Source organism: Amniculibacterium sp. G2-70, assembly GCF_014353055.1.
In the GTDB taxonomy this organism is placed as follows: domain Bacteria; phylum Bacteroidota; class Bacteroidia; order Flavobacteriales; family Weeksellaceae; genus Amniculibacterium; species Amniculibacterium aquaticum.
This window is the reverse complement of the sequence record NZ_CP060698.1, coordinates 1,741,933-1,760,953: the sequence shown is the minus strand read 5'-3', so window position 1 is coordinate 1,760,953 and position 19,021 is coordinate 1,741,933. Positions and strand designations below refer to the sequence as shown.

The 19,021-nt window shown below is 37.1% G+C and carries 23 protein-coding genes; 13 read left to right on the top strand and 10 right to left on the bottom strand.

Annotated elements, in window-relative coordinates; translation table 11 throughout:
- Positions 1–86: 86 nt before the first annotated feature.
- The 4 genes from H9Q20_RS08100 to H9Q20_RS08085 all read left to right on the top strand — a co-directional run bounded on the left by H9Q20_RS08100 (position 87) and on the right by H9Q20_RS08085 (position 1,883).
- A complete protein-coding gene (locus H9Q20_RS08100; RefSeq protein ID WP_187477467.1) occupies positions 87–581 on the top strand; it encodes a DUF4199 domain-containing protein in 495 nt (164 codons plus the stop codon).
- Positions 578–1,018 carry a hypothetical protein gene (locus tag H9Q20_RS08095; protein ID WP_124640947.1) on the top strand — a complete coding sequence of 147 codons (441 nt, stop codon included), beginning with the start codon at positions 578–580 and terminating at the stop codon, positions 1,016–1,018. The genes H9Q20_RS08100 and H9Q20_RS08095 overlap by 4 nt, the downstream gene beginning before the upstream one ends.
- A gap of 31 nt (positions 1,019–1,049) precedes the next feature.
- Complete coding sequence (locus tag H9Q20_RS08090) at positions 1,050–1,481, top strand: VOC family protein (RefSeq protein ID WP_124640945.1); 432 nt, start codon at positions 1,050–1,052, stop codon at positions 1,479–1,481.
- 114 nt (positions 1,482–1,595) lie between these two features.
- The gene (locus H9Q20_RS08085) at positions 1,596–1,883 is read left to right on the top strand and encodes a hypothetical protein (RefSeq protein ID WP_124640943.1); all 288 of its coding nucleotides are present in this window, start codon (positions 1,596–1,598) and stop codon (positions 1,881–1,883) included.
- Positions 1,884–1,941: 58 nt separating this feature from the next.
- Here H9Q20_RS08085 and H9Q20_RS08080 read toward each other — a convergent pair whose 3' ends face one another.
- A complete protein-coding gene (locus H9Q20_RS08080) occupies positions 1,942–3,747 on the bottom strand; it encodes a hypothetical protein (RefSeq protein ID WP_187477466.1) in 1,806 nt (601 codons plus the stop codon).
- 155 nt (positions 3,748–3,902) lie between these two features.
- The gene (locus tag H9Q20_RS08075) at positions 3,903–4,670 is read right to left on the bottom strand and encodes a DUF3575 domain-containing protein (RefSeq protein ID WP_124640939.1); all 768 of its coding nucleotides are present in this window, start codon (positions 4,668–4,670) and stop codon (positions 3,903–3,905) included.
- A 122-nt stretch (positions 4,671–4,792) separates the two neighbouring features.
- On the opposite strand from H9Q20_RS08075, the gene H9Q20_RS08070 reads away from it, so the two are divergent.
- From H9Q20_RS08070 to H9Q20_RS08040, 7 genes are read left to right on the top strand one after another with little or no spacing between them, the layout of a single operon-like run.
- On the top strand, positions 4,793–5,092 hold the full coding sequence (locus H9Q20_RS08070; protein ID WP_187477465.1) for a YdeI/OmpD-associated family protein: 300 nt from the start codon (positions 4,793–4,795) through the stop codon (positions 5,090–5,092).
- Complete coding sequence (locus tag H9Q20_RS08065) at positions 5,077–5,502, top strand: DUF1801 domain-containing protein (protein ID WP_187477464.1); 426 nt, start codon at positions 5,077–5,079, stop codon at positions 5,500–5,502. The genes H9Q20_RS08070 and H9Q20_RS08065 overlap by 16 nt, the downstream gene beginning before the upstream one ends.
- Positions 5,480–5,842: a DUF2200 domain-containing protein gene (locus H9Q20_RS08060; protein WP_124640934.1), complete on the top strand. Its 363-nt coding sequence runs from the start codon at positions 5,480–5,482 to the stop codon at positions 5,840–5,842. Before H9Q20_RS08065 ends, H9Q20_RS08060 begins: the two co-directional genes overlap by 23 nt.
- Before the next feature lie 12 nt (positions 5,843–5,854).
- Positions 5,855–6,301, top strand: coding sequence for an SRPBCC family protein (locus H9Q20_RS08055; protein WP_124640932.1), 447 nt, complete (start codon positions 5,855–5,857; stop codon positions 6,299–6,301).
- 27 nt (positions 6,302–6,328) lie between these two features.
- Entirely contained in the window at positions 6,329–6,778 is a 450-nt protein-coding gene (locus tag H9Q20_RS08050; protein ID WP_124640930.1) for a VOC family protein, read from the top strand.
- A gap of 11 nt (positions 6,779–6,789) precedes the next feature.
- Positions 6,790–7,200, top strand: coding sequence for an SRPBCC domain-containing protein (locus H9Q20_RS08045; protein WP_124640928.1), 411 nt, complete (start codon positions 6,790–6,792; stop codon positions 7,198–7,200).
- 43 nt (positions 7,201–7,243) lie between these two features.
- Positions 7,244–7,693, top strand: a complete 450-nt coding sequence (locus H9Q20_RS08040; RefSeq protein WP_187477463.1) for a GNAT family N-acetyltransferase — start codon at positions 7,244–7,246, stop codon at positions 7,691–7,693.
- An 83-nt stretch (positions 7,694–7,776) separates the two neighbouring features.
- On the opposite strand, the gene H9Q20_RS08035 is transcribed toward H9Q20_RS08040, so the two are convergent.
- From H9Q20_RS08035 to groES, 3 genes are all read right to left on the bottom strand, one after another.
- A complete protein-coding gene (locus tag H9Q20_RS08035) occupies positions 7,777–8,277 on the bottom strand; it encodes a peptidylprolyl isomerase (protein ID WP_124640924.1) in 501 nt (166 codons plus the stop codon).
- Positions 8,278–8,375: 98 nt separating this feature from the next.
- Positions 8,376–10,004, bottom strand: coding sequence for a chaperonin GroEL (groL, locus tag H9Q20_RS08030; RefSeq protein ID WP_124640922.1), 1,629 nt, complete (start codon positions 10,002–10,004; stop codon positions 8,376–8,378).
- 107 nt (positions 10,005–10,111) lie between these two features.
- Complete coding sequence (groES, locus tag H9Q20_RS08025; protein ID WP_124640920.1) at positions 10,112–10,390, bottom strand: co-chaperone GroES; 279 nt, start codon at positions 10,388–10,390, stop codon at positions 10,112–10,114.
- A 313-nt stretch (positions 10,391–10,703) separates the two neighbouring features.
- On the opposite strand from groES, the gene H9Q20_RS08020 reads away from it, so the two are divergent.
- Positions 10,704–12,812: a hypothetical protein gene (locus tag H9Q20_RS08020; RefSeq protein ID WP_187477462.1), complete on the top strand. Its 2,109-nt coding sequence runs from the start codon at positions 10,704–10,706 to the stop codon at positions 12,810–12,812.
- 62 nt (positions 12,813–12,874) lie between these two features.
- Here the strand turns inward: H9Q20_RS08020 and H9Q20_RS08015 are convergent, their stop codons facing one another.
- From H9Q20_RS08015 to H9Q20_RS08005, 3 genes are all read right to left on the bottom strand, one after another.
- Complete coding sequence (locus tag H9Q20_RS08015) at positions 12,875–15,247, bottom strand: M1 family metallopeptidase (protein WP_187477461.1); 2,373 nt, start codon at positions 15,245–15,247, stop codon at positions 12,875–12,877.
- 127 nt (positions 15,248–15,374) lie between these two features.
- Positions 15,375–15,965: a DUF4082 domain-containing protein gene (locus tag H9Q20_RS08010; protein ID WP_187477460.1), complete on the bottom strand. Its 591-nt coding sequence runs from the start codon at positions 15,963–15,965 to the stop codon at positions 15,375–15,377.
- A 99-nt stretch (positions 15,966–16,064) separates the two neighbouring features.
- Positions 16,065–16,643, bottom strand: a complete 579-nt coding sequence (locus H9Q20_RS08005; protein WP_124640912.1) for a HupE/UreJ family protein — start codon at positions 16,641–16,643, stop codon at positions 16,065–16,067.
- A gap of 104 nt (positions 16,644–16,747) precedes the next feature.
- Here H9Q20_RS08005 and H9Q20_RS08000 point away from each other — a divergent pair, with 104 nt between their 5' ends.
- Positions 16,748–17,251, top strand: a complete 504-nt coding sequence (locus H9Q20_RS08000; RefSeq protein ID WP_187477459.1) for a DUF6702 family protein — start codon at positions 16,748–16,750, stop codon at positions 17,249–17,251.
- Here the strand turns inward: H9Q20_RS08000 and H9Q20_RS07995 are convergent.
- Positions 17,248–17,829 (bottom strand): ACP phosphodiesterase, encoded by a 582-nt coding sequence (locus H9Q20_RS07995; protein WP_124640908.1) that lies wholly within the window; start codon positions 17,827–17,829, stop codon positions 17,248–17,250. The two genes, H9Q20_RS08000 and H9Q20_RS07995, sit on opposite strands and share 4 nt — an antisense overlap.
- 9 nt (positions 17,830–17,838) lie before the next feature.
- Positions 17,839–19,014, bottom strand: a complete 1,176-nt coding sequence (gene pncB, locus H9Q20_RS07990) for a nicotinate phosphoribosyltransferase (RefSeq protein ID WP_187477458.1) — start codon at positions 19,012–19,014, stop codon at positions 17,839–17,841.
- Positions 19,015–19,021: the final 7 nt, after the last annotated feature.

Here is a 19,021-nt window from a genome sequence, read left to right as displayed (position 1 = left end):
AGCTGCTGAAAACGCGTGTTGCAGAAAAAATCAAAAAAAAATCAAATACTGTTTAATTTATCACTATTTTTACACTTAAAAGAACTATGTTAAAAAATATCTCAATTGAAATAAAATGGGCCGTACTATTTTCTATTGTGGGCTTGATCTGGATGGTACTAGAGAAGGCTTCCGGTCTACACGACCAATACATCGACTATCACTTGTACCTCACCAACCTATTTGCGATTCCAGCAATTTTAATGATGATTGGGGAATTGAAGGATAAAAAGAAAAATTTTTACGAAGGAGAAATGACTTACAGGCAAGGCTTTGTTTCCGGCTTGATACTTTCAATATTTATTGCTTTATTAAGTCCAATTACTCAATGGATCACCTCTTATGCAATCAGTCCCGAATACTTCCCAAATGTGATCAAACGATCGGTTGAATTAGGTTATTACCCGACAACAGAGGCAGCACAAGAACAATTTAATTATAAAAACTATGCCATACAAGGCGCTATCGGTGCAATCGGCATGGGAATAATTACCGTGGCGATTGCCATGTTATTTTTAAAATCTAAAAATGAAAAAATATGAAAACATTAACTTACAAAACAAATATAAATGCAAGTCCAGAAAAAATTTGGAACTGTCTTTTGGATGAAGAAAAATATAAAATATGGACGGCTCCATTTTGCCCCGGTTCCTATTACAAAACCAAAGCAATGGAAGTGGGAAATAGAATACACTTTCTAAATCCTGAAGGTGGCGGAATGTACAGTACCATAAATTCTTTAATTCCAAATCGAGAAGTCTCTTTTTTGCACATTGGTGAAATAAAAAATTTTGAGGAAATGCCTCTAGACTCTGAATCTGAAAAATGGACCAATGCTCTAGAAAAATATGAAATAATCCATCATGGAACTTATTGTGAACTCTGCATCACTATGGAGATTTTAGACGAATATTCCGAATACATGGATCAATCGTTTCCACTTGCACTGGATGAACTAAAAAGAATATCCGAAGCTTAAATAAAACTGCAACAATCAAAAAACAAATAATATGGCAACAACTAACACTTACTTAACCTTTAATGGCAACTGCGAAGATGCATTTAACTTTTACAAATCTGTTTTCGGTGGTGAATTTACCTTCATGGGAAAATTTGGAGAAATGCCTGAAAATGAAGAATGCAAAATCTCTGATGAGGACCAAAACAAGATTATGCATGTAAGCTTACCTATTGGTACTTCTATTCTAATGGGAAGTGACACTGGAGGAGAATGGGCACCGAAATTTGTACAAGGCAATAATTTTTCAGTTTCTGTAACGGCAGAATCAAAAGAAGAAGCGGATAAACTTTTCACAGGACTCTCCGCCAATGGACTGGTCACCATGCCTATGGAAAACACATTTTGGGGGGACTATTTCGGAATGTTTACCGATCAATTTGGCATCAATTGGATGATCAGTTTCAATGAACAAGGACATTAACCTAATTGTTCCACAACGATAAACTGAGCTTTTTGCTCAGTTTTTTTTTTAAAACAATTTAACTTTAACTTGCATCGTTCATCATATTAATTGAAAACCAAAACATCAACTATTATGAAAAATTTAATTTTAAGCATTGCTTTATTATCTTCGATAATGAATTTTGCTCAACAAAAAGAAGACCTCAACTTGAGAGGTGAACGACACAGAGTAGCACAAGGGATAAAATCCGGCGAACTAAAACCTAAAGAAGTCGTGGCCATCAATAAGCAAGCTAAAGATGTGAAACAAGCTAAAAAATCAGCTTTGAAAGATGGACACATAACAAGAGTTGAACGGGCTAAAATAGCAAAACAAGACCGGCAATTGGACAGAACCATTTACAGAAAAAAACACAACTAAGCCTACACGGTAGCGCAACAGATAACAACCCTCTCCAAAGAAAGGGTTGTTATTTTTTTTAAGGTTGATTGAAAACCGTATTTACACCATCTGCTATTTTCAAATTACTTATTTTGAAAGTCAGTTGACTTTTGGTATTGAGAGTGTAAAACCCATCAGAATGGGTTGCCCCTTCATAAGTAGGACTGACAGGAGTCACAAATTCGTTATATGGCAATGGTTTCCCAATCGATCGTATTTTATTGGTTTTAGGATCTCTATCCACCCAACTTTCTTGTGGTTTTAATACCACTAAAATTTTGGTTTTGTCCCCAACATTCTCCAAGTTTGGAATCCTAACAATCGCCCCCTCGAACTGATTGAATTTCAAAGTATTAGAACTAAATCCAGGACTGCAATTTTCACAATAAATATCTTTTCTTTCGCTTTGATTTTCAATTGAGAAAACAATATTTTTAGTATCTGGAAAGCGATTGCTCACTTTGGTCACTTCTATTACTAAATAGGCCGTTCTAAATTGACTCTCAGGATGGGGTTTAACATTTAGAAAACCACAATTGACCGTTCCTTTACTGGCAGAATTTTTCAGTTCTTGGTGAAATTCATTCTTTACTTTTTCTCTGGCATATTCCGGAATAGGAAATGAATATTGTTGTTCAATTTGGTCACAAGCCAAATCTACAATTTGTCCTTCTGCCATTTGGATAAGATCGTCGGTATTGGGTAAAGATGGCGGAATTCCCGCAGCAATCATAGCTCCGTCAAAAGCTGCACCGGCAGCAAATTCGCATTCCGATTGTACACCAGAAGGTGCCACAGAACAAACCGAAGATGCAATTTCTCCTTTTACATAATTTTTAGAACTGTTATAAAATTCCGCTGCACCATTGACAAGACTAATGGCAAAACCCGTCACCCCATTAAATGCTTTTTCATACCAAGAAGATTCTTCTCTGGAATGATCAGGGCATATCATACTTCCAATAGGAAATGCTTTTTGAAAATCTCTGGCGAAATTAATACCAACAGGACTATTTCCAAAATAATCCGGATTATAGCTTGTCACAATGTTGCAACCCATAAAATTCCCATTAGGCTGTTGTACCGGTACATAGTTAATCCCGGTTATTACATAATCTTTATAGCGATCATAGGTTATTTTAGGAGGATTGTAAAACTTGTATAATACTTGAGTGAGACTGATGCTGTTAGAGCTAATGCCGATAGGATTTTTAGAGGCATCCAAAGGAGTTATCCTCACAAAGTACACGGGATTAACTATTGGAGACGGATTGTTTTTGATAAGATTTTTATATACATTAGAAAGCTTGATCTCTTGGTTCTCTCCTGGCTTGACTCTCGTAACCTGATCACCGGGTTTTGGAGTACTTTTCCTTTCATTACTTACGGAATATGGAATATTGAATTTCAGTTCATTTTGCCCATTGGTTTCAACAATTCCTGATTGTACAATAGTATCATCATTACCAGAAAAAGGAGAAGTAGAGATTTCGAACTTTCCATACACTGCTGTTTTGGGGATTTTCCTCCAAAAAACCATCTCGGTCCAGTCTTTATTGTTTGTATCTTTATCTAGATTACGCCAAACAGAGGTTTCATAGCTCCAAACCCAACAATGCGCCCCTTTACAATCCGGGTCTGAAATACTCTGACTGGCAAAATAAAATTCAGAAACACCGACATCAAACTGATTTTTGAGATTCGTAATTTGGGGTGAACTTAATCGTATTTCGTTAGCATTCTTTATCCTTTCTACCTTATTCGAATTATTTAATCGCACTTGAGCGGGTACAGCAATGCTCCAAACCAAGGTAGAACAAAGCAAAACAACTTGACTTTTCATAGAAGATAATTTTAGAATTAATGATTGTACTAAAGAATCCAATTGATGAATCTAAGTTAACAAATTCAGAAAAGCAAACAAAGTAATATTAACACAATTATAAAAAACCACGAAATTAATTCATGGCTTTTTCTAAAATTCGTTAATAAAAAGAATTAAAATCTATACCCTAAAGAAAGTCCAGATCTAAACCCCGCCCATGGACCGTCCAAAGCGACATCTGCACCGTTGGCATTTGTGGTCACTTTATACTTCACCATCGGAATATCTAAATTTTCCAACTCTGATTTCAACTGTTGTTGCTCTTGTGGCGTTAGCGGACGACCTAGAGCATTCACCAAAGTAAAATCGCCATTTCCACTACCGTAATGCGCCCCTAAGATCCAAAAATCCAATACAAAATTTTGTTTTTTATTAAGGAAAAATTGTGCTCCAACCATTAAGCCTGCTGAATTTCCTGATGCTTTTCCTTTAGCAGTTAAAGGAACAGTATATGAGATTCCTGGAGCGGCTTCATAATCGTATTCAAAATGAAAATCGTTGGTAGAAAAATTACTATGTCTAAAATATGGCGCAAAGTAAAACCCTTTTCCATAGCCTTTTCCTATGTAAAAACGAGGCTCCACTGTAAAGTGGGTAAGGCCAACTTTTACATTTTGTATCTCCTTTTCGGCTTCTCCTTTTAAAAAGGATGATGAAAACGGAATTTCCCCTTCTGGCATTGTCCCAAATCCTACATTAACTGAAAACCATGAGGTTATCGCTCTTTCATAGGATAAATTGATATTTCTGAAAGCATAAGCAGTTACATTGGACTTGATGATGTTCATTTTTTGTTTTTCGGCAGACTCAACTTCATTGTTTTGTTGAGCATTACTTTGTGCACACAGCAATATACCGACAGAAAATAACAATTTCTTCATAAATTTTTGTTTATAGTTAGTTATCGCAAAAATATAAAAACAGCCTCTCAATACGACGCTTTTATTAAAATAATTCAGTTAAATAAAGCAATTAATTAGTAATTTTGATTAAATATATCATCATGAACCGATCTCTTTCCCCAAGTATTTTTCATGAAATACCCAAAGATATTGAGGAAATGCTCTCGCAAGACCAGTCCTTAGTCGAACTTTGGAATACGCTCACACCCATACAACGCAATGAATGGATTTGTTGGGTAAGCCTTGTAAAAAAACAAGAAACCAGAGAAGAACATCTGGAAAGAATGGTAGCAGATTTGAAAGATGGCAAAAAGAAACCTTGCTGTTGGCCGGGTTGCCCACACAGAAATCCCAAAAATGCAAAATGGTTCAAAAATTTAGACCAATGTCCAGTACCCTAAAATCTTATGTAGAAAACTTATCTGATGATGACCAAATTCTTTGTAATTTATTGGAGCGTATCATCCGGCAAAACTTAACCATGGCTGATTTTAAAATCTGGCATGCCCACCCGGTATGGTTTATAAATGGTAATCCTATCGTGGGATATAGCAAACAAAAAGCAGGGATCAGATTGATGTTTTGGAGTGGAGCAGATTTCGAAGAAGAAAAATTGAAAATGGGTACAGGTAAATTTAAAGATGCCTCAATCTTCTACAACAATAGTAATGAAATTGATGAGCAGGAACTCCAACGCTGGTTAGAGAAATCCAAAAACATACAGTGGGATTATAAAAATTTGGTAAAGAGGAAAGGAAAATTAGAAAAAATAAACCTCGACAAAGAAAATGAAAACAACACCGGAACATAACGAAAGAATTGCCAAGATGACCTTTGCATCGGTCTATCCACATTATGTAAGCAAAGTAGAAAAAAAGGGCAGAACGGTTGAGGAATTGCACGAAGTGATAGAATGGCTCACGGGGTTTAACGCCACAAAAATTCAAGAATTGATTGATGAAAAACTTACATTTCAATCTTTTTTTGACCATGCTCAATTGAATCCTAATGCCTCATTAATCACCGGAACCATTTGCGGATACAGAATAGAAGAAATAGAAAATCCACTTACCCGAAAAGCCAGATATTTGGACAAACTTGTTGATGAATTGGCAAAAGGAAGAAAAATGGAAAAAATTTTGCGGAAATAAAAAAATGAAAAAATGAAAAATCAAGTTCAGTTGCATCGAGTGTTTCTCTCTCCAGTAGAAAAAGTTTTTAAAGCATTTAGTAATGCCGATGCTTTAGCTGCATGGTATCCTCCTTATGGATTTATTTGTACGATACAAGAAATGGATTTTAAAGTGGGAGGAAAATTCAGAATGGCTTTCACCAATTTCTCTACAGGGAGTAAGCAACCATTTCATGGGGAGTATTTGGAAATCGAGAAGTATAAAATCATAAAATTTGTTGACCAGTTTGATGATCCCAATCTTCCCGGTCAAATGATCACCACTATAACCTTTAATCCCGTCATTTGTGGAACTGAAATTAATATTCTTCAAGAAAATATTCCTGATGCTATCCCTGTTGCGTTCTGCTATTTAGGTTGGCAAGAGTGTTTAGACAAGCTAAAAAAATTGGTAGAACCCAATATCCCGGATGCTTAATATTCATTAACTATAAAAAATAGAACAATGCCTTTAATCAATCCACACATCAACTTCAACGGCAATGCCGAAGAAGCATTTAATTTTTACAAATCTGTTTTTGGTGGCGAATTTGCCGTTCTGGTTCGTTTCAAAGATTTACCCAGTAATCCGGATATGCCCAGCAATCCAGAAGAAGCAGACAAAATTATGCACATTGCTTTGCCTATCGGAAAACACAATGTACTCATGGGCAACGATGTTCCTACATTCATGGGAACAGTCAATGAAAATGAAAATCGAAGCAAACTTTCTCTTGCTACTGAAAGTAAAGAAGAAGCCGATCGATTATTCAACGGACTTTCCGCCGGTGGTGCTATAGAATGCCCAATGGATGATAGCCCTTGGGGTTCGTATTTCGGAATGTTTAGAGATCAATACGGCATAGAATGGATGATAGATTACAATCCAAACTGCAAAGGTCAGGTTTCAAACTAAAATAAAAAAAGATGGAAAATAAAATCAAAGTTCAAACCCATATAAAAGCAGGATTGGATAAGGTTTGGGACTATTACAACAGTCCGAAACATATAGTCAATTGGAACTTTGCCGATCCAAGCTGGCACTGCCCAATTGCAGAAAATGATATGAAAATTGGAGGTATTTATAAGTCAAGAATGGAAGCCAAAGATGGTAGTTTTGGGTTCGATTTTGAAGCGGTTTACACAGCGGTAAATCCCAAACAAAATTTTTCGTATGAGTTTGGTGGTAGACATGCAACAGTTACTTTTAAAGAACAAGGGGCTGAAACATTTGTAGAAATACTTTTCGACCCGGAAGCTGAAAATAGTCTTGAATTACAACAACAAGGTTGGCAAGCCATATTGAACAATTTTAAAAATTATACCGAAAACCACTAGAATCCGACAACGGTATTCTGAAAAAAATTACACTAAAAAATCTATGAAAGACCGCGCACTCATTCGGGAATACACAATTCATGATAAAGAAATCCTGATCAACATTTTAAAAAGCAATGTACCACAGTATTTTGACGAAACCGAAATTGAGGACTATAAAGAATATCTCGACAATAAAATTGAAAAATATTTTGTAATAGAACAAGATGATAAAATAATAGGTGCTGGCGGCATCAACTTCTCTTCAGATATGAAGATTGGCAAAATAAGTTGGGACTTCATCCAAGTGGATTACCATGGAAAAGGGTTGGGAAAACAATTGTTAGACCATAGAATACAATTGCTGAAGTCTATAAATACCCTTGAACAAATTACAGTGAGAACTTCTCAGTTTGCATATAAATTTTATGAAAAACAAGGATTCAAGCTCTTAGAAATAAAAAAAGATTTTTGGGCTAACGGAATTGATTTGTACTTTATGAAGCTGGAATAAAGCATTTCATAACCCGAATAAAATAAAAAAAATCTGCATAAAAATTAAATTTTATGCAGATTTTAAATGTGATTAAGCGATAATTAGTGTCCCGATTGACCATCAATTCCGTGAGCATGACCGTGAGAAAGTTCTTCCTCTGTTGCCGGTCTATGATCTACGATTTCGATGTCGAAATTAAGGGTTTTACCCGCCATTGGGTGGTTAAGATCTACAGTAACTGCAGCGTCCGTCACCTCCAAAACAGTTGCCGAAACATGGTTTCCGTTTTGGTCTTGCAAAGGCAAGATTACCCCTACCGGTGGCATTCCGGATTGTTCGAACATTTCTACCGGCAATTGTGTAAATGCGTTTTCTACTCTTTCGCCATAGCCTTCCGCTGGAGAAACGGTGAATGATTTTTTTTCACCTGCTGCCATTCCGTTTATTTCGGTTTCAAATTTTGGCAACATCATTCCCACACCGTATAAAAAGGTAAGAGGTTGTTCTTTTTTAGTTTCTTCGATAAAGGTTTTTTCTCCGTTTTCGTTTACGGTATTCAAAGTGTAGTGTAGGGTCACTACATGATTGTTTTCGATGCTCATTTTAATTATTTTATAATTGGTTTTGAAATTTTTTAAGTGGGTAAAAATCCGCTCCGTTGTTACAGAACGGATTTTTTATTTTGTTTTTGAGGTATATTTTACATCATCCCCGGCATACCTCCACCCATTGGTGGCATAGCAGCCTCAGGTTTTGGAAGTTCGGTAATCACACATTCCGTTGTAAGCAACATCCCGGCAACAGAAGCTGCGTTTTCCAAAGCTACTCGGGTTACTTTTGTTGGGTCGATAATACCCGCTTCCAGCATGTTTACATACTCGTCGGTTTTTGCATTGTAACCGAAATCGGCAGATCCTTCTGCTACTTTAGCAACGATTACAGAACCTTCGCCACCTGCGTTGGCAACAATTTGTCTTAACGGCTCTTCAATTGCTCTTTTCACGATTTTGATACCGGTCGTTTCGTCTTGGTTTTCACCGTTTAGGCTATCCAAAGATGCGATGGATCTAACCAAAGCTACACCTCCACCAGCAACAATACCTTCTTCTACAGCAGCTCTTGTTGCATGTAGGGCATCATCAACACGGTCTTTTTTCTCTTTCATTTCCACTTCAGACGCTGCACCTACATAAAGTACCGCAACACCACCGGCCATTTTAGCCAATCTTTCCTGAAGTTTTTCTTTATCATAATCGGAAGTTGACGCTTCCATTTGAGCTTTAATTTGAGCTACACGACCTTTGATTTCGGTTTCGTTTCCAGCACCGTTTACAATGGTTGTATTGTCTTTGTCAATGGAGATTTTTTCGGCTCTACCCAACATATCGATGGTTGCATTTTCCATGGTAAATCCTCTTTCTTCTGAAATTACTGTACCCCCTGTTAGAATTGCAATATCCTCTAACATGGCTTTTCTTCTGTCGCCAAAACCAGGCGCTTTTACAGCAGCAATTTTTAGAGAACCTCTCAATTTATTTACCACCAAAGTTGCCAACGCTTCACCTTCAACCTCTTCAGAGATGATGAGTAAAGCTTTACCTTGTTGTGCAACAGGCTCAAGAACCGGAAGCAATTCTTTCATGGAAGAGATTTTTTTCTCCACCAAAAGGATGTATGGATTTTCCAAATCGGCCACCATTTTCTCAGGATTGGTCACGAAATAAGGAGATTGGTAACCTCTGTCGAATTGCATACCTTCCACCACATCAACAGTAGTGTCTGTACCTTTGGCTTCTTCAACAGTAATTACCCCTTCTTTGCCTACTTTCCCAAAAGCTTCAGCGATCAAAGTACCGATGGTATCATCGTTGTTGGCAGAGATGGACGCTACTTGTTTAATTTTTTCAGAAGAATCGCCTACGGATTGAGATTGTGATTTCAAGTTAGAAACCACAGCCGTAACCGCTTTGTCAATTCCTCTTTTCAGATCCATTGGATTGGCACCTGCAGCAACATTTTTCAGTCCCTCTCTTACGATGGCTTGAGCCAAAACCGTAGCGGTAGTTGTACCGTCACCGGCGATGTCGTTGGTTTTAGAAGCAACCTCTTTCACCATTTGGGCGCCCATGTTTTCCACTTTGTCTTCCAGCTCAATTTCTTTTGCTACAGAAACTCCGTCTTTGGTAACATGCGGAGCACCAAAAGATTTTTCGATGACTACATTTCTACCTTTAGGTCCCAAAGTTACTTTTACAGCATTTGCCAATGCATCTACCCCTCTTTTTAGGGCATCTCTAGATTCAATATCGAATTTTATTTCTTTTGCCATTTTTTTATTGTATTAATGTACGATGTATCATGTACAAAGTACTTTTTATATTAAATTTTAATTTTCCTTAAATACAATGTACATTTCACTTTGTACACGGTACAATTTTATCCCAAAATTCCTAGTAGGTCTCCTTCTTTCACAATCAGATAATCTTTACCTTCGAGTTTCAATTCAGAACCTGCATATTTACCATAAAGCACTTTATCGCCTACTTTCACAGTCGTTGGTTCGTCTTTTTTACCAGGACCCACCGCAACAACAATCCCTTCTTGTGGTTTTTCTTTTGCAGTATCCGGAATGATGATTCCAGAAGCGGTTTTCGTTTCTGCAGCTACAGGCTCTACCAACACTCTATCTGCTAATGGTTTAAAATTTACTGACATATTTATTCTTTTTTTTGTTAAATTAAATTTTCTGTGCAGTAATTCTCTAAATCCATGCCATAAAAATAAGTCCCAAACTACTACACTATTTGGCAGAAAAACAAAATGCAAAAGTGAAATTTTGGCAGTTTTTCATATTTCTTCTTCACTTTTATACCAAAAAAACAATCCTAACAATGGGTGATTTCACGATATCAAAACCGTTAAAAACACTTTTTATACCCTTTCTAAATCCACTACCTTTGTTTCTCGAAATAAAATGTGAGCGCTAAAACACATACAAATCAAGCATAACATTTAAAAGAAAAACACAATGCCAACTAAACTAAACGAAAAACAATTGATTGATGCAAGAATTGAGACGCCAATGTTTATGGCCAATATTGCATCCAAGACTAAACTAAATCTTTTAACTCCTATTGCATTTTTCGAACAAAAATTCAATACAGATTATGAAGAACTGAGTTGCATAGGCTACAATCCTAATTCTGAAGAACTAACAGCCATTATTAAAATTAAAAAATCATCAGGATATAGTGGAAACCTATGCACCAAGGGATCTATAGAATATGTTAGATTCTATGTTGACTTTGGTGGAGGATACCAAGATCAAGGATATATTGGTGTAAATGTACACGATATCTTGGACACCAATGATTGTGATAAAAAAATAGAGAAACCTATTGAGTTTGCAGTTCGCTTAAAAATCAACCCAAAAAACCAAGGCTGCGCCAAACCATTTTTACCAAAAATGAAAGCGGTCTTACTTTGGCAAACGATACCTCCTGCAAACGATCCTAATTTGGCACAACCTGGATATGTTTGGGGCAATGTTAAGGAAGCTCAAATTCAAATTAAACCTATAAAATTGATAACCATCAATCCGAACATTACAGCGATACTTGAAAAATCCATTTTAAACCCAACCATTCCATTGAAAACTTTGGTAGCAAACAATCCACTCGCAACCAAAAGCCTTAAAGAAGCCAATGCCTTATTAACAGCAAACAAAACCAGTTTTAGTCAACTCATATCGGAGTACAAAACTGCGAAAGCAAATGTAGAACCCCAACGAGCTGGTTTCAAATTTTTGGTAGAAGCAATTTTCACAAAAGATGTCAATTTGATCAAAAATTCTTCTTTGGTATTTTCAGAAAACAAATTGGATTATACAAAAGCCTTAACTGATCTTCTGGCATCAAAAGGCAATACTTCCTACGAAGAAATAGGCTGTGTTGCTTTGGACTATCATAATGAAGCTTTGATTGCTACATTTACAGCCAAGAAAAATTTTGGTTATGGAGGAAATCTTTGTAGCAATGGTAGTAAAGAATATGTAACCTTTTGGATTCAGGATGAACTTACCCATTGTACTTGGAAAAAAATTGGCACTTCTATAGTGAACCTGCATGACATTCCCGATCACAAAGGGCTGAATTATTCTGCCATTTTACCCTATGATTTTTCAAGCTTTAAGCAAGTTTGTCAAAATCCAAAAGTAGTGAAAGTAAGAGCTGTATTATCATGGAATGTGGAACCTACAGGTTTAGACACTCCATATTGGGGAAACTTTAAAGAATCGTACATTCAACTTTCTCCTAAAAATTGGATCGGCAAGAATCCTAAACTTATCCTTGTAGGTGGTATCTCTGCAGACAATATCGACAGCGTAACTGGACTCACACTACCTTCAGCTAAATTTGAAATCAACCAAAATCCAGTGATCAGCGGAAGCCGATTTATGGGTAAAATTGCCATTCATGGTGTTTCTGCACCATTTACAGGAATGAAGTACAGAATAAAAGTTATCAACATGACCAATGGTTCATTTAATTATATCAATGATCCTCTGAACCTTATAGGCTATGATGCCTCTGGCAATATTGTTCATTCTGTAATCAATCCAGATCCAACAACACATTATTACACCTATCAACCATACAACCTAAACATTACCAGTCAATTGGCATTATTCTCACCAGGATCCAGCGATCGATTGAATATTGTCATTGAACATGAAGATGGAAGTTTGGACTCACAAATAATTCAAATGGACAATACAATACCTTCAATTTCATTGAAAATTAATGACGAAGGTGAGTGTGTACACTTCAAAAAAGGAGATCCTATTTTAGGAAAATTCTCTGCAGTGGACAATTTCATGTACAAATATACATTAGGTATATCAGGAGGAACATTTACTGAGCTCAAATTGGATGGAGCCCCACAAATAATTAATCCGTCAGAATCCACATCGATCGTGAGAACCACCAATGTTACTAATGGTGATTTTAAAGTCATCACATCTACAACCAAAAATTGTGGAAATATTACATTGGTGATGGAGATGAAAACAGTTGTTGATAGCGCATATATGCTAAGCCCAATACACCTTAATCAAGCATTTTGTTTAAAAGACTGATTCAAGAACTAAGCCACTAATAATAATAAAACCGCTATCAAAAAGTAGCGGTTTTATCTTTACTATTTCCCAGCTTGCATAGGATTAATTTTTCCGTTGGAAGCTCCTCTTGCAGCATTTTGTTGCTTTTGCTTAAAGAGTTTGAATTTCGAAGCGTTGGCTTCGTCCAATCCATCATTGGACCAAAAATTATTATTGATATCAATATCTGCGGTCTCCCTCATGGGATCCAACTGCACCGATTTCAGCTTTTTATCGAAAACATAGGTTTTAGAAACTTTCTGCTCGTTGTGTCTCCAGATTTGTGCCGACGATTTGTCATAAAGTTTTGAACCGTCGTCAAAAGTAAATTCCAAAATAATTGGCATTACCATCCCTCCTTTGTTGGTGAAGTCTATCTGATAAGCACGAATGTTTTCAAACTTTTTTTGATCTGCTTTGGTCAATGGAGAAGAAGCTTCCGTTTCAAAAGAATACTCTTTGTTGGCATCTACTTTTTTCTGGCCTCTCATGTATTGATAGTAAAAATCTTGAAGATCTTTATTTTCATCTACATAATATTTGAGATTTTTATCGGCCAAATTTCTTTTTTTAGAAATGTCCTCGAAATTGTTTCTCTGTGGCCCTTCTACTTTATATTTTATCGTTCTAGCCTCCCTTGGTACGGTTGCCAAATCCGGTGTTGCTACGCTTACTTTATCGATAGAAATATCGACCGGATCGGTACCGAAAAACCAACCTCTCCAGAACCAATCCAAGTCTTCGCCGCTGGCATCTTCCATGGTTCTGAAAAAATCTGCCGGTTCTGGATGTCTGAAAGCCCATCGTTTGGCATAAGTCTTAAATGCAGAATCGAACAATTCTCTGCCCATGATGGTTTCCCGAAGGATATTAAGTCCTGTAGCCGGTTTTGCATAGGCATTGGGACCAAATTGTGCTAAGTTTTCTGAGTTGCTCATGATGGGTTCCAACTGATCTTTTGGAAGTTTCATGTAATCGACAATGGCCCAAGCCGGACCTCTTCTTGACGGAAATTCTGGATCCCAAGTGTATTCGGTGAGAAATTGTACAAAAGTATTGAGGCCTTCGTCCATCCACGACCATTGTCTCTCGTCGGAATTGATGATCATCGGGAAAAAATTATGTCCTACTTCGTGGATAATCACTCCGATCATTCCGTTTTTTATGGCTTCGGAATAGGTTCCGTCTTTCTCCGTTCGACCATAATTAAAACAAATCATGGGATACTCCATTCCGTTGGCAGCTTCTATAGATTGCGCTACAGGATACGGATATGGAATGGTAAATTCCGAATAGGTTTTTATGGTATGTGCCACAGCTTTAGTGGAGAATTTCCTGTACAAACCGTAAGCTTCTTTTGGATAAAGACTCATTGCCATCACCTGATTGTTGTTTTCAGGGATTACAACCTTCATCGCATCCCAAATATATTTTCTGGAGGAAGTCCATGCAAAATCTCTAACCTCATCTGCTTCGAATTTCCATATTTTTCTGGATTTGGATTTGGATTTTTCGGCTTTATTCGCTTCTTCTAAGGTTACGATCTCCAATGGTTCAGAAGATTTTTCAGCTTGCTGATATCTTGAATATTGAGCCGCAGAAAGCACTTCCGAATAATTTTTACAAACCCCTGTTCCGGCCACCAAATGATCTGCAGGAACATCCATCTCAACCTTGAAATCTCCAAAAGCCAAAGCAAACTCTCCCCTACCTGTAAACTGATGATTTTGCCAACCTTGAAAATCACTGTACACACACATCCTTGGATACCATTGGGTTATGGTAAAAAGATCGTTGCCATCTTCAGCAAAATGTTCATAGCCTCCACGACCTCCTTTTTCGATACGGTTGGGGATGTTATAACTCCAATCGATAGAAAATACATATTTATCTCCTTTCTTCAAAGACTTTGGAAGATCAATTCTCATCATGGTTTTGTTGACCACAAAAGGCAATTTGTTACCATTGGCATCTACGACTTTGTGCAAGTTAACTCCATAGCCGTTATCTTTTGCAGGAAGCTGAGAAACATTAAGTTTTTCGACATTGGATTCTTTTGGTAGATAAGAAGAAAAACCGAAATCGGCATTTTTAACATTGGACTGTTGGTTTTCATCCAATTGCAGCCAAAGATAATCCAAATTATCCGGTGAATTGTTGTAATAAGTTATGGTTTCTGAGCCTTTCAGTATTTTTTTATCTTCATCCAAATAGGCTTTTATGGAATAATCGGCTCTATTTTGCCAATACCCTTGTCCAGGTGCTCCAGAAGCCGAGCGATAAACATTTGGGGTGGGTAATATAATTCCCAATTGTTCAAATTTATTTCCATGGTTACTCCCTGGATTGTTCTGAATATTTTGCGCTCCGCAATAGACAAACATTACTGTTGCTAACAGATTGGCTATTTTCATAAAATTATATTAAGACAACAAAACTACACAATTTATGATAAATCTCATGAGTAAATATTGGCTTAGTAACAATAAAAAAAGCTGTTAAACCCATGGGATAACAGCCTTTGCTCTCTATAATACAGCTCTAATTGGTTCTTTGGTAAATAAAACTTAAATCTCCTGCGTAATAGAAATTTGCCGTAGAAGCCGGATAGACTTGAGCACTTCCAGAATCCCAAACATAATTGTGATAAACGATACTACCAACAGCAATAGGATAGGTAATTGAAGCTCCATCGTTCCGTTCACGATAATGATAGGAGTAGGTGTTCATGGTCAGTGTATATTTTTTATCTTTTGCCAAAGCAATGGGTCCTGACGGTGTAGCATAAGTGGTTGTGTTGGCGGCTACCGAAGCTATTGTCAAGGAATGAACTATGGTCATGGTTGTTGTATCCCACAAAGTAATTCGTACATTGGATTCTGCTTTTGGAATATTAATAACAAAAGACTTCAAAACTCCATTATAAGATGGTGAAAATACCATTCCGTACTCAAAATAAGTACCAACAATTCCCATATCGGTGTTCTTTTGATCAAATCCCGTTGAGGTCATTAAACCAGATAATGAATTTTCCTCAGGATAAACAACAGGCACAGGTGTCGGATCATCACTTCTACAAGAAGATAAAAATCCCAAGACCATAAAAGCATAAATAAATAAGGTTGTTTTCATAACATTGGTTTTTGTACAACCAAAATTACTACTCTTTCATCTTAATTAAAACAGTCAAAAAACCTATTTAAAATAGGAAAAACACCTCTTTCAAATGAATTAAGCTGGAATTCTTTCCAAACACATTTGTAAAGCCAGGGCAAAAACTCCGGAGGATACAAACATGATCCAATCTTTTTTATTGACTCTAAAAATAGTTAACAATACAAAAAGTACAATTAAGATGATCACCACCACAAAAATCTGACCCAACTCCAATCCAATATTAAAGCCCAAAAGCGGAGTAAAAAGACTCTGCTCTTTAGCAAGCATCATTCTTGCCGTGTTTGCAAAACCCATCCCATGGATCAACCCGAAAAGCAGTGCCAAATAATAATTAAGCTTCATCAATTGGTTTTGTTTGTTTCGCATCAAGATGTTGTCTAGGGCGGTCAGTGCAATGGTTAACGGGATGAGAAACTCGACCCAATCGCTTGGAATTCTTAGCAGATCGGTAACACTCAACGCCAAAGTTATGGAGTGACCAATGGTGAAAGCCGTTACCAAAATCAATATTTTTTTGAGATCGGAGAACGAATATACTGCCACCAAAACCAAAACAAAAAGTTGATGATCCAAAGCATCCATAGAAATGATGTGCTCCCAACCCAAACGAAGAAACATGAGGAAATCTTGCATAAAATAGATGTTAGATGTTAGATGAAAATACGAGTTTAAATTGATCTGATTACTTAAACGGGTACGAAAATAATGATTATTTTTGTTTTTTATATAACCGCATCATGTTCCGATTCCTTCAAATTGTTATTTTTGGTTTTTTCTGTCTTTTGCTAACTTCGTTCCAACCTCATCCGTATCATGTGGGGTCTGTGGAAATAAACTACAACAACAAATCGAAATCGTTTGAGATCACCGGTCGTTTTTTTATTGATGACCTGGAAAATGCCGTGTCTGAAAAAAGCGGTAAACCCCTTCAGTTTCAGAATAAAAAAACCGAAAAAGAAATGAACGAGGCTTTAAAAAACTATTGCCTGAATGCATTAAAGATAAAAGCGAACCAAAAAAACATCAACCTAAATTACTTGGGTTATGAAGAAGACAAGGAAAGTGTGGAAATCTACATGGAAAGCAGCACAACTACCCCACCAAAAAAAGTAGAAGTAAGTACCAATTTTATCTATAATTTATACGATGACCAGATGAACATCATCCACATTATCGTGAACGGGAAAAGAAAAAGCGACAGACTGAACTATCCAAAAACCTTTTTATCAAAGGATTTTTAGAAGCTTTCATTCAGCTCAAAAATGTGTTTTTGTAAGTCCGGAAAAAAAGCATCGTAATGCTCTTTCAATTGAGGTTTGTTTTCTAAAAAAACATTAAAAACAGGAAGACCTCGATCCAAGTATCGCGCACGGTTCAAGACATTTTTTAGGCTAAATTCAATTCCCCAATCTTCTCTGTAATTGTACAGCCAATTGTCGGACTTCATCCTATCCAGAATGTTTTTGAAGTTTTCAGGAAAAAAATCCAAATAATTTTCCAAAACTGCATAGACCCTTTCCGCATGGTTTTTCCAATCTTCAGGCGAAAAAATTTTAGGATCATTCGCTAAAAAATAATCCATTGCCACATCGACAAAAGCTCCGGAATACAACCTAACCAAGGGCGCGAAAATCTTTTTGGCTTCAGAAATTTCCGGATGGCTATCGGTAAATGAATCGATGGATCTGTGCAAAACGACCCCTTGAAAAATCCCTTTTGGCAAGGTCAACCGATCTTTGTTCTTGATATGATCGTTGAGAAACTGTCCAACGATTTGCTCGTCGGAAAAGGACAGGAAGGAATGTGCCAGAAAATTCATTTTAAAAAATCAATTGTTAATGCCTAAAAATACTTTGGCAAGCTCTATCATTTTGGGATCTCCGGTGTATTTTTCTTTTTCATCGGACAGTTTTACCGTGGGGATGCAACCGCCGTTGTGAGACTCTACCCCAACCATTTTCATCACAATGTTCATGGGTTTTAGTCCCACATCGTTTGTCAAATGCGTACCGATCCCGAAGGAAATTCCGATTTTATCTTGGCAATATTTTGTGATGTCCTGAACTTTTTGAATGTTGAGTCCGTCCGAAAAAATAATGTATTTGTGCATGGGATTGATGCCGTGCGAAAGGTAATGCCTAATGGTCTGGTCGGCGAAATTCAAAGGATCTCCGCTGTCATGACGGACACCGTCAAAAAGTTTTGCAAATTTTTTATCAAATTGTTTAAAGAAAACCTCCGAGGTGTAGGTATCGGAAAGCGCCACACCCAGATCTCCGCGATAGACATTGACCCAATTTTCCAGCGCCATTTGATTGGCCATTTTGAAACCAAAAACGGCTGCATGAAACATGAACCATTCGTGGGCATGAGTACCAATGGGTTTCACACCGTATTTCATGGCAAAATGAACATTGGAAGTTCCAATAAAAAAGTGGTTTTTCTCTTGGCTCAACTCACTGAGCACCAAATCCTGAACCTTGTAGGAATGCCGTCTTCTGGTGCCAAATTCGGCAAAGGTAACGCCCAATTTTTCCATAATTTCGGCTTTTTTCTCCGTTATTTTTTTCACTTCCAGATCCAGGCATCGTTGTTGATGGGTGAGATCGTAATAAATTTCGGAGATGATCGAAAGCAAAGACACTTCCCAGAGGATGGTCCTGTACCAAAGCCCTTCTACCTCTACCGAAAGTTCGGATCCGTGTTGCGAAATGTTCACTTCTGTCGGGTCGTAACGGTAACCTTCCAAGAAATCGATGTAAGGCAAATCCAAGTAGGGACAGGTTTTTTGCAAGAATTTTTTTTCTTCATTGGTCATTTTCAACTTGGCCATTTCGGCTACAGCTTCCTGCAATTTTTCGGCAAAACCATCCGGAAAAACATGATGCCCACGGTTGATGAATTGATACCTCACCCTCTCGTTGGGGAAACATTTGACCACTGCACATTGCATGGTGATTTTATAAAAATCGTTGTCGAGTATGGAATTGATGATGGAAACCATGGAACAG